The organism is Egibacteraceae bacterium, assembly GCA_035540635.1.
Taxonomy (GTDB): domain Bacteria; phylum Actinomycetota; class Nitriliruptoria; order Euzebyales; family Egibacteraceae; genus DATLGH01.
The window spans coordinates 1-8345 of sequence record DATLGH010000005.1 but is presented as its reverse complement, the minus strand read 5'-3'; the positions used below and the strand labels follow the sequence as shown (position 1 = coordinate 8345).

At 73.0% G+C, this 8345-nt stretch carries 10 protein-coding genes; 5 read left to right on the top strand and 5 right to left on the bottom strand.

All coding sequences use genetic code 11. The features are described from left to right. From VM324_01200 to VM324_01185, 4 genes are all read right to left on the bottom strand, one after another. Positions 1–895 (bottom strand): serine/threonine-protein kinase (locus VM324_01200; GenBank protein ID HVL97893.1); only part of this gene is annotated, 895 nt, incomplete at its 3' end. A 55-nt stretch (positions 896–950) separates the two neighbouring features. Continuing rightward, the gene (locus VM324_01195) at positions 951–1556 is read right to left on the bottom strand and encodes a hypothetical protein (GenBank protein HVL97892.1); all 606 of its coding nucleotides are present in this window, start codon (positions 1554–1556) and stop codon (positions 951–953) included. Between the two features lie 102 nt (positions 1557–1658). Beyond that, a complete protein-coding gene (locus VM324_01190) occupies positions 1659–2210 on the bottom strand; it encodes a DsbA family protein (GenBank protein HVL97891.1) in 552 nt (183 codons plus the stop codon). A gap of 54 nt (positions 2211–2264) precedes the next feature. Further along, positions 2265–2720, bottom strand: coding sequence for an SRPBCC family protein (locus tag VM324_01185; GenBank protein ID HVL97890.1), 456 nt, complete (start codon positions 2718–2720; stop codon positions 2265–2267). Between the two features lie 220 nt (positions 2721–2940). Between VM324_01185 and VM324_01180 the strand changes: the two genes are divergently transcribed. Further along, positions 2941–3750: an NAD(P)H-binding protein gene (locus VM324_01180; protein HVL97889.1), complete on the top strand. Its 810-nt coding sequence runs from the start codon at positions 2941–2943 to the stop codon at positions 3748–3750. 17 nt (positions 3751–3767) lie between these two features. Here the strand turns inward: VM324_01180 and VM324_01175 are convergent, their stop codons facing one another. Beyond that, positions 3768–4547, bottom strand: a complete 780-nt coding sequence (locus VM324_01175; protein ID HVL97888.1) for a sulfite exporter TauE/SafE family protein — start codon at positions 4545–4547, stop codon at positions 3768–3770. A gap of 179 nt (positions 4548–4726) precedes the next feature. Between VM324_01175 and VM324_01170 the strand changes: the two genes are divergently transcribed. From VM324_01170 to VM324_01155, 4 genes are all read left to right on the top strand, one after another. Beyond that, complete coding sequence (locus VM324_01170; protein HVL97887.1) at positions 4727–5506, top strand: enoyl-CoA hydratase/isomerase family protein; 780 nt, start codon at positions 4727–4729, stop codon at positions 5504–5506. A 39-nt stretch (positions 5507–5545) separates the two neighbouring features. Beyond that, positions 5546–6445, top strand: coding sequence for a methyltransferase domain-containing protein (locus VM324_01165; GenBank protein ID HVL97886.1), 900 nt, complete (start codon positions 5546–5548; stop codon positions 6443–6445). 5 nt (positions 6446–6450) lie between these two features. Continuing rightward, entirely contained in the window at positions 6451–7293 is an 843-nt protein-coding gene (locus VM324_01160; protein HVL97885.1) for an acyltransferase, read from the top strand. 90 nt (positions 7294–7383) lie between these two features. Further along, positions 7384–8345: trypsin-like peptidase domain-containing protein (locus VM324_01155; GenBank protein ID HVL97884.1), on the top strand; the 962-nt coding region annotated here is incomplete at its 3' end.

Below are 8345 nucleotides of genomic sequence, written 5' to 3'. Positions count from 1 at the left end.
GCGCGGAACTGGGGTAGGGCGCGTCGTCGCGGGCGAGGACGCGGGTGGTGGCGGCCGCCGCGGTGGGGACCGGGGTGCCTGCGGACACGGCCCGCAGCGCCTCGCGCAGCGCGTCGGCGTCGGAATAGCGCCGGTCGGGGTCCTTCTCCAGGCAGCGGTGTACGACCGCGACGAGCGCGGGGTCGAGACCTTTCACCCGGCGGTCGAGGCGGGGAGGCTTGTCCTCCTGGTGGGCGACCGCGACCGCGAAGGGGTTCTCGGCCGTGAACGGCGGTTCGCCCGCGAGCATCTCGTAGAGCACCACGCCCATGGCGTAGACGTCGGAGCGGACCGTGGCGGCCTGACCGGCGACCTGTTCGGGGGAGAGGTACTTCGGCGTACCGAGGACCTGCCCCTCCATGGTGAGCCCGGCGACCTCCTCGACTCCCTTGGCGATGCCGAAGTCCGCGAGCTTGGCGCCCTCCCCGGGCGGCAGCATGATGTTCGCGGGCTTGACGTCGCGGTGCACGAGCCCCCGGCGGTGCGCGGCGGCGAGCGCGGCGAGCACGTCGTCGGCGACGGCCACCGCCCGGGCGGGGTCGAGCGCTCCCTTCACGGCGAGCTCCTCGGCCAGGGTCCCGCCCTCGACGAGCTCCATGACGATGTAGGGGGTACGCCCTTCCTGCCCCGTGTCGAAGACCGCCACGGCGTTGGGGTGATGGAAGCTCGCCGCGGTCCGGGCTTCACGCAGCATCCGCTCCCGCAGGGCGCGGCCCCCGCCGATGTCGTCACGCAGCAGCTTCACGGCGACCCGGCGCGTGAGGACGCGGTCGAACCCCTCGTAGACCCGCGCCATGCCGCCTTCTCCGAGGACGCCACGCAGCTCGTAGCGATCGGCCAGCAGCTGGTGTTCCACGGGGGACGAGCCTACCCGTCGCCCTCGCCGACCTTGCGGGCCGGTCGGGCAGGACTCATCGCAGCGGGAGGAGCTCAAGGGTCTCCGTCGGCAGGGCCTGTCGGATGCGGCGCACCTCCTCGAGGGTCGCGCGGGCCACCGTGAGCGCCTCGGTCTGCAGCCGCAGGCTCTCGTCGAACTGCGCCGTGCCCCGCTGGCCGACGGCGAGCAGCGCCTCGGAGAGCTGGATCTGGCGCTCGGCCAGTGCCACCGCCCGGTTGGCGCGATCGAGCACCGCGTGGGCGATGTCGATGAGGTCTCCGCCGTGACCGACGAGCTCGTCGACGAGCTCCAGCGCCTCCTCGGCGATCTCGGTGAGGCGCTGCGTGTGGCCGACGAGCACGTCGGAGTTCACGACGAGCACGTTCGTGTTGACGACGAGCTCATTGGTGTTGCGGACGAGCTCGGTACTCTCACCGAGCAGGTCGGCGGTGAGCAGGACCTGCTCCTGCAGGGTCTCGAGCATGTCCCCGACGAGTGCGCGCTGGACGGCGACGTGCTCGTCGATCGAGTCGATGTCCACGCGGGCGCCCCGGGCGGGGCCGAGGAGCACGACGACCAGCCCGGCGATGAGAACGACCAGGATCGCGAGAACGAGCGTCCGGTAACGGGTGGCGGTCAACTCCAAGGCTGGCCCTTCACGAACGGCATCGGAACCCCGGTACCCGTGCACCCATGTCGGGTAACGACGTCGGCACGAATAGTCGCCAAGCTGCGCGGCGCGTCAGTCGGCGAGCCCCCGCAGGTCGGCCTCCGGCAGCAGCGCCGGCACGAGGGTCCCGTGGGCGAGGAGCACGGGGACGCCGCCGACCCCGAGCCGCCGGGACTCGGCGAGGCTGCGCCGAAAGGCGCGCAACCGGCTCGGGTCGCGCAGGTGGGCGTCGACGGCGGCGACGTCGAGGCCCGCGCGCACCGCGAGCCCGGTGAGCACGGCGGGGTCCGCGAGGTTCACCCCCTCCTCCCAGAACGCCCGGTAGCACACCTCGCGCCACGACGCTCCGAGCCCGCGTTTCTCGGCCAGCGCCCCGACGACGTGCGCCCACGCCGTCGGCGGCAGCGCCGGTGGGCGCCGCAGCACCAGGCCCTCCGCAGCCGCGGCCTCTGCGAGCTCGTCGACGGCGGCCAGGACCTCGAGGGTCACCGGGAGGCGAAGGTCCACGCCCAGCGCCTCGAAGCCCGTGAACGTCACGGCCACACCGTCGTCGGCGAGTCGCTGCAGCCGTAGCGCGGCGATCGCGGACGCCGGGGAGATGTAGTCGTGGTAGAGGATCAGCATCGGCAAAAGGCGACGGCCCGGCCGTCGTGGCCGGGCCGTCGCCTTGCATGCTACCTACTGGTGGATCTCACCCCGCCAGGCGCCTTCCTCGGCACCGCGCTCCTCGATGTACTGCTTGAACCGCTCGAGATCGCCCTCGACGCGCTTGTCCACCACGCCGAGCTTGTCCCCGGCCTTCTCGACGAAGCCCTCCGGGTCGTACTCGAGCACGAGGTTGATCCGCGTGCGGTCGGGTCCGACGGGCTCGAAGGTGACGCGACCATCGTTGGTCGTCTCCCCGCTCGCCTTCCAGGCGATGACGCGGTCCGGCTCCTGCTCGACGATCTCCGCGTCCCACTCGCGATCGGCCATGCCGATCTCGGCCACCCAGTGCAGGCGCTTGTCGTCCTTCTGCTCGACGCGCTCGACGCCCTGCATGAACTTCGGGAACGACTCGAACTGCGTCCACTGGTTGTAGACGGTGCGGACGGGCCTGTCGACCTCGATGGATTTCTCTACTCGCGTCGTCATGGTTGCTCTCCTTGGGTTGACTGTTCGGCGTACTTCGGTACCTACCCGGTGGGGGCGGGGAGCTACACGCCTCTCGGGCAGGACGCGCCCGAATCGCGGCCCTAGCGCTCATGTAGCGCAGCGGTAGCGCCCCGGGCAGGCGCTCATGTAGCGCAGCGGTAGCGCCCCGGGCAGGCGCTCCTGTAGCGCAGCGGTAGCGCCGCTACTAGCCTTTCTCCCCATGCCGGTGCTGGTGACGGGTGCGGAGGCGGGGACCGGCAGGGCCGTGGTCGCGCGGCTCCTGCGCACGGGCGGGGAGGTCCGCGTCTACCTTGACCCGGAGGCAGCCCCCGACGCGCTCGTCGAGAGGTACCGCCGGTCGGGCGTCAAGGTCGCCCGCGGGTCGCTGGAGGACGAAGGCCGCCTCGAGCTCGCCCTCGCGCAGGTGCACACGGTGATGCACACCCGGGGCGGTCCGCTCGACGAGCCGGCGGCCGTCCTCGACGACGTGGCGAGCGTCCTGAGCGCCGCCATCGGCGCCGGGTGCCGCCGGGTGGTGTGGACCTCGCAGATCGGTGCGGAGGCACCCGGGTCGGACCCCTACCTCATGGCGTGCGCCGAAGCCGAGGCCCTGCTCGCCGACGCGCCCCTGGAGACGGTCGTCGTGCGCCGCGCCGTCACGTACGGGTCCCAAGAACCGCTCACGGCGCTGCTGGCCGCGGGGATCGACGGTGTGGACCCGCGTGCCCGTCACGCGCCGCTGTACGCCGACGACCTCGCGGCCGCGCTGCAGGCGGCCGACGCCGAACGAGGACGCACCGAGCCGGGCCACGTCGCCGTGACCCTGACCGGACCCGACGTCGTGGAGCTGTCAGAGCTCGTCGAGGGGCTGCGAAAGGCGGGCGCGCACCGCTTGGTCCCGCACCGGCCGCCGCCGCCGCACCTCGCGGAACTGCTGTCCCGCGACGCGCTGCCTGGTCCGTCCACTCTAGGGCGCACGGGAACACCGTTGGCGGAGGGGCTCGCCCGCACACGCCCCGTCGGGGCGTAGCACCGGCCCGTAGCGCCTCAGGAACCGGCGGCTCGCCGGCCGCGGAGCACGAGGTGGGCCGCCATGGCGACGAGGAAGCCCGCGAACAGCCGCTGAAGCACGAGCGCGTCGAGGGCGAGCGCCACGGTCGCTCCCGCCAGGCCGCCGAGGACACCGCCGACGCCGAGCGTCAGGCCCGTGCGCCACCGGGTGTAGCCGCGGCGCGTGTGGCGCACCGCGCCGAGCAGCGCCGTGGGGATGATCACTGCGAGCGACGTGCCTTCGGCGGCGTGCTGGGAGAAGCCGAAACCGAGCACGAGGGCGGGCACGAGGAGGAGGCCGCCGCCGACGCCCAGGATCGCCGACAGCGCACCGGTGGCGATCCCGACACCGGTCAGGGCGGCGAGCTGGGCAAAGCCGAGGTCGGGCACGTGTCCGTCGGCACCGGCGTCCACGCCGACGAGCAGGCGTGCCGCGGTGGCGAGCAGGAACACGACGAACGCCAGGCGCAGCCACCCCTCCGGGAGGCGGTGCATGACCCCGGCGCCGACGGAGACGCCGGCGAGGGATCCGACCACGAGGGTGAGCGCGCCGAGGGGGTGCACCGCACCATCGAGGGCGAACGGCACGACCGCGGCGGCGGCGGTGAGCACGATGGCCGCGAGCGAGGTCGCGTGCGCGGCGTGCTGCGCGAAGCCGAGCCACAGCAGCCCCGGCACGGCCAGCGCACCCCCGCCGATGCCGAAGAGCCCCGACAGCACACCGACGGCAACGCCGAGCGGTACCTCGCGCGCGGGCTTCGCGCCGTCGGTGCTCAGCTCCGCCTCCCCGTAGGCGACGCCCCTCGGGGCTGGGCGGGGGGCGGGAGGAGCGGCAAGCCCGACATGAGGGGGCAGCGTAGCGGGCGTCCCGCGCGGCCTGGGTGGCGTCTAGACTTCCCCGGCATCATTCGAGGCCGCGGGGCTGTGGCGGTCGTGGACGGCATTGGAGGGGCCGTGTGGCCGACTTCGTGACCATCACCACCGACGGAGCGGGGGTGGCGACTTTGCGGCTCGATCGCCCCCCGGTCAACGCCATCGACCGCGGGGTGTGGGATGAGCTCAGCGCGGCGGCACGGGCGCTGGCCGCCGACGGGGACGTTGCCGCCGTGGTCGTCTGGGGCGGGCCGAAGGTGTTCGCCGCGGGCGCCGACATCAAGGCTATGCGCGGCTGGGGCCTCCGGGAGGGTCTGGCCGCCGCGGGTGGGCTCCAGGACGCGTTCAGCGCCCTCGCCCGCCTGCCGCAGGTGACGATCGCCGCCATCAACGGCTACGCGCTCGGGGGCGGCTGCGAGCTCGCGCTCACCGCAGACTTCCGCTACGCGGCCGACGACGCCCGTCTCGGGCAGCCCGAGGTCCTGCTCGGGCTCATTCCCGGTGGGGGAGGCACGCAGCGCCTGACCCGCCTCGTCGGCGTGCAGAAGGCCAAGGAGATGGTCTACGGCGGCAGCTTCTACTCGGCTCGGGCGAGCCTCGACATGGGGCTGGTGGACCGGGTCGTCGCGCCCAGCGAGGTGTACGACGCGGCGGTCGAGGCGGCTCGCCGCTACGCCGCCGGTCCCTACGCCCTGCGACTTGCCAAGCGAGCGATCGACGAGGCCGGCCAGATGACCCTCGACGCGGCGCTGCGGTTGGAAACGAGCCTGTTCGCCTCCTGCTTCACCACCGCGGACGCGCGTACCGGCATGGCGTCGTTCCTCGAGCAGGGGCCGGGCCGGGCGACGTTCACGCGGACCTAGCGGGGCGGGCACGGCGAGCGAAGGCGCGAGGACAGCGACATGGATGCGAAGCAGGCGAACATCGTCTACCACGACTGGGAGGCCACGACCTACGACGACAAGTGGTCGATCTCGTTCGACGAGCGCTGCATCGCCTACGCCGCCGGCAGGTTCCGCAAGGCGGTGCGGGAACCCCGGGGCTTCGACCGGGCGCTCGAGATCGGCGCCGGCACCGGTTTCTTCCTCCTGAATCTCGCGCAGGCCGGCATCGCCGGGGAGCTCCACGTCACCGACATCTCGAGCCGCATGGTGCAGGTGTGCGTCGCGAACGGCAGCCGGCTGGGTTTGCAGGTGCAGGGCAGGGTGGCCGACGCCGAGGCGCTGCCCTACCCCGACGACACGTTCGACCTCGTCGTCGGGCATGCCGTCGTGCACCACCTGCCCGACCTCGACACGGCGTTCGCGGAGCTGCGCCGCGTCCTCGTGCCGGGCGGCCGTCTCGTGATCGCGGGGGAGCCCACCCGGGCGGGCGACGCGGTCGCGAACCAGTTCAAGCGGGCGGCGCGGGTCGGGGTGAAGCTCGTTGCGGCCGCCCTGGGCGCCGACCGCGTGCTCGCCACGCACAACGGCCACGACACCGAGTGCGACCGCGCGGCAGCCGCGCTCGAGGAGGAGGTGGACCAGCACCTCTTCACTCCCCGTCAGCTCGAGGACCTCGGCCGGCGGGCCGGCTTCTGCGATGTGGAGGTCCACACGGAGGAGCTGACGGCCAGCTGGTTCGGCTGGACGACACGGACGGTGGAGGCGATGGTCGGCATCGAGCGCCTGCCCGAGGGCTATCCCTGGTTCGCCTACCGCCTGTGGCAGCGGCTGTTCGCCTTCGACGACGCCGTGGCCGCACGTGTCGTGCCGAAGAGCCTTTTCTACAACTGCATCCTCACGGCGACCGCCCCTGTCTGAGCGTCATGCCCGGTGACCTGACCGCCAACGAGGCCCGTGAGCTGGCCGGCGACCTCGCCGAGCAGCACCGGCAAGCTGCGGTCGCGGCCGCGGTCGGGCGGGAGGGCGTGGCCCGCGCGGAGGCGCTCGGCGCGGCGATGGGCGCGCACGCCGGCCCGGCGCGCGCGCCGTCGCTCCCTCCGGGCGCGACGGACTGGCGGCGCGCGGTGCGCTTCGCGGTCGAGCGTCGCATGTACACCCCCCAGTACCTGCAGCTCTACGCCCGTTTTCTCGCGCACCGTCTCCGTCATCCCCACGTCGAGCTCGAGGGGATGGTGTTCCTCGGCAGGCGGGTCGAGCTCACGGCACGCCGGGGCTACGGACGCCTGTCGCTGGGGGCGTGGTGCTGGATCGGCTCGGACAACCGGCTGCGCGCGCACGAGGGCAACCTCCGGCTGGCCCGGAGGGTGGTCATGGGGCGCGACAACGTCGTCAACGCCTACCTCGACATCGAGATCGGACAGAACGCGCTGCTCGGCGACTGGATCTACGTCTGCGACTTCGACCACATCACCGAGCACGTCCACGTGCCGATCAGGAAGCAGGGAATCGTGAAGACCCCGGTGCGCATCGGCGAGGACGTCTGGGTGGGGGAGAAGGCCTCGATTCTCCGCGGCGCCGACATCGGCGCGGGCAGCGTCATCGCGAGCCAGTCGCTCGTGCGGGGACCGATCCCCCCCTTCTCGATCGCGGTCGGCAGCCCCGCTCGCGTGATCCGCAGCCGGCTGCCCCCGGGGATGACCGCCGAGGAGGCGCTCGCCCTGCAACGGGGGGGCCAGCCTGTCCCCGACGACCCGCTCGACGGCTAGTCTGCGCCGTCGGATCCAGTACCTTGGAGGGATGACCGTGAACCCCCAGCTGCTTTCGAGCTGGAGGCTGTTGGCGAGCCTCCACCCCGCATGAGCCGCTTCAACGAGCTCCTCGTGGGCAGCGATCGCGGCTTCGGGCTGCTGCTGCTGCCGATGTTCCTCATGGCCGCGCTGCTCGGCGCGACCCTCGCCGGCGCGCTCGCGATCCTCTACTACGGCCAGCAGGTCAGCCGGTTGGAGGCGGAGACCTCCGACGCGCGGGCCCAGGTCCAGCAGGCCCGCGACGAGGTGCTTGAAGCGGCCGAGGAGGCGCGGCGGTCGATCGAACAGCAGGTCGAGGAGGTCCGTCAGGCGCTCGCCGACGATCCCCCCATCCCCGGGCCCGAGGAGGCCGGCGTCTACGCTGTCGTCGCGCAGCACGCGAACGGTGAGCGGCGGGTCGGTTCCGGCTTCACGGTGGCGAGCTCGAACACCGAGACGATCGTCGTGACGACCTACCGGGTCGTCGCCACCGAGGACGGCTTCGCCGTCCCGAGCGTCGACGTGCTCCTGCCCGGCCGCAACGCCACCGCCCGGGTGCACAACTTCGACCGCGAGCTCGACGTGGCGACCCTGGTCATGACCGCCGGCACCGTGCCGGTCACCGAATGGCGGCCGGTCGACGAGGACCTGCGGCGGGGCGACCGGCTCTGGCTGGCGGGCATCGCCGGCCCGGGGTCCGCCGCCGTGCTCCAGGGAAGCGTCGGCAGCGTCGCGCCCCAGGCGGTCGTGCCGAGCATCCCCGCCAACGACTTCCTCGCCGGCGGTCCGCTCATCGACGCCGTGGGCCGCGTCGTCGCCATCGCGACGTTGAACTACGCGCCCTTCGGCCGCGTGGCCGGCGAGCTGGTCTACGGGGTCCCGATCCGCATGCTGTGCCGCGAGCTCATCCAGTGCACCGAGGCAGACCGCGGCGCCGAGCAGCTGCGCGGGGCCGGCGGCCGGGGGGAGATGGCGCACCCGCCACGTGAACCGAACCCGCCGCTGCCCTCCCCCGCGCCGCAGCCCGCGCC